Source organism: Streptosporangium sp. G12 (genome assembly GCF_052983175.1).
Genome location: NZ_JBRIQO010000079.1, coordinates 1 through 1,970, shown reverse-complemented (window position 1 = coordinate 1,970; position 1,970 = coordinate 1). Strand labels below are relative to the sequence as shown.

Genomic DNA, 1,970 nt, shown 5'->3' with positions numbered 1-1,970 from the left:
CTGAGGCCTCGCCGTGAGTGCGCGGCCGTGATGTCGCCCCTCGACGTCTTCTCCCCGATTCCCGGAAAGGATGCCCGCGGTGTCCCCACGTCGAAAGATCGTCGCCACCGTCACGTAGTCGCGGCCGCACCGAGGAGCGCCGTCCACATCGCCGCGGCGCCGTCAGCGTCGGCGGCCACGCATCCGGCCTGTGTCGTGGGCCACTTCAAGGAGTCGCCGAACCAGTCCGGCGACAACTACGCCCTCCGCCCGGCGGTGAGCTCCGACGGTCTCGGCCGGATGCCCCTGAACCACAACAACCCGGTCGTCACGCCGGCCGAGGGTCCGACCCAGGAATTCAGATCTAGTGATTGGACATTTCATGGCACTGATCATGGCGCCTGATGGTCACTCATCAGGACCGTCGCGAAGCACTCGGTCGCTGCGCCGGTTACTGATCGTCCTTGTGGTGACCGCGCTCACCGCAGTGACAGGCCTCGTCGTCTCCGCGCCGCCGGCCAATGCCGACACCAGGCAATTTCGAGGCATGAACTGGGCCGTGCTGGGTGACAACTTCAGCACCGGCACGCTCGTCGTGCAGGGCCTGAGCCAGTCCGACAGCAACGCGACGGTACGGGCCAAGGCCAACTCGCTCTACGACAGCATGGAATACCTCATGGGGGTCAACACCGTCCGGCTGCCCATCAACACCCACACCGTGGCCAACACGACCTGGTGGAACGCCTACCGCGGCGCCATCGACGCCGCCACCGAACGCGGATTCAAGGTCATCCTGGCCTACTGGGAGGACGGCGCCGCCTCCGGCGGCAGGATCACGAACCTCGCCGCGTGGAACACGATGTGGTCCAGCGTGACCAACACCTACGGCTCAAACAGCCACGTCTACTTCGAGCCGATGAACGAGCCGCACGGCTACTCATCGGCGGAATGGCGCAACGTCGCGGCGAACTGGCTCGGCTATCACACCTCGGCGGTGCCCGGCCGGGTGCTCATCGGCGGCACCGGCTTCAGCCAGGACCTGCGGGACATCTGCAACGACAGCCGCTTCAACTCGACACTGCTGTCCTTCCACTACTACGCCTTCTTCTACGGCGCCATGACCTACGACGACTTCCGAAGCCACATCCAGACGCGTCTGGGCAACTGCGCCTCCCGCGCGGTCGCGACCGAGTTCGGCGCGCCGATGTCCACCGGCCTCAACTACGGCGACCCGAACAGCACCGACAACTTCGTGCGCTACCTCCGCGCCGTGGCTCAGGTCATGCGGGACAACCAGATGGGCGGCACCTACTGGCCCGCCATCGGCGGCAAGACGGGCACCATCGGCTACGACTGGTACTCGATGTTCTCCCTGGGCGGCAGCGGCACCACTCTCAACCTGACCACCCGCAACGGCCACGGCTCCAACCGGGTCCGGTACGCCTGGGGCGACGCCGTCAGCGACCCCAACCCCACGCCGACGCCGACGCCGGAGACGTTCTACAGGATCAACGCGCGCCACAGCGGCAAGGCCATGGACGTCCAGCAGCCGAACACCAGCAACGGTGCGCGCGTCGGCCAGTACACCTACGGCGGCAACGCGTGGCAGCAGTGGCGGTTCCAGGACGCCGGCAGCGGCTACTGGCGCATCATCAGCCGCCACAGCGGAAAGTGCCTCGATGTGGTGGGCGCTTCGACCGCCGACGGTGCCGAGCTCGTCCAGTACACCTGTGGCACCGGCGCCAACCAGCAGTTCCAGATGGTCGCCAACGGCGGCTACTTCCAGCTCCGGGCACGACACAGCGGCAAATGCGTGGACGTACCGGCCGCGTCGACCGCGGACAGCGTGATCATCAAGCAGTATCCGTGCAACACCGGCACCAACCAGCAGTGGTCGCGCACGGCCGTCTAACGGTCGTCTCGACGTGACCGCGGATCCGCGGATCCGCGGCGCAGCCCTCACGCCCCCGGTGCCGATCTCGTGCCATGTG

Annotated in this window: 1 protein-coding gene and 1 pseudogene; both read left to right on the top strand. The window is 66.9% G+C overall.

Going from position 1 to position 1,970, the window contains the following annotated elements:
* Nucleotides 1-384: pseudogene (locus ACVCAG_RS45640) on the top strand (hypothetical protein); the annotation flags it as partial.
* Nucleotides 385-526: 142 nt separating this feature from the next.
* Nucleotides 527-1,891 (top strand): RICIN domain-containing protein, encoded by a 1,365-nt coding sequence (locus tag ACVCAG_RS45635; protein WP_440089913.1) that lies wholly within the window; start codon nt 527-529, stop codon nt 1,889-1,891.
* The last annotated feature ends 79 nt before the right edge of the window (nt 1,892-1,970 follow it).

Bases quoted from the DNA above. Each gene is read 5' to 3' on its own strand.
- ACVCAG_RS45635 (WP_440089913.1), top strand. From the start codon at position 527: ATGAACTGGGCCGTGCTGGGTGACAACTTCAGCACCGGCACGCTCGTC.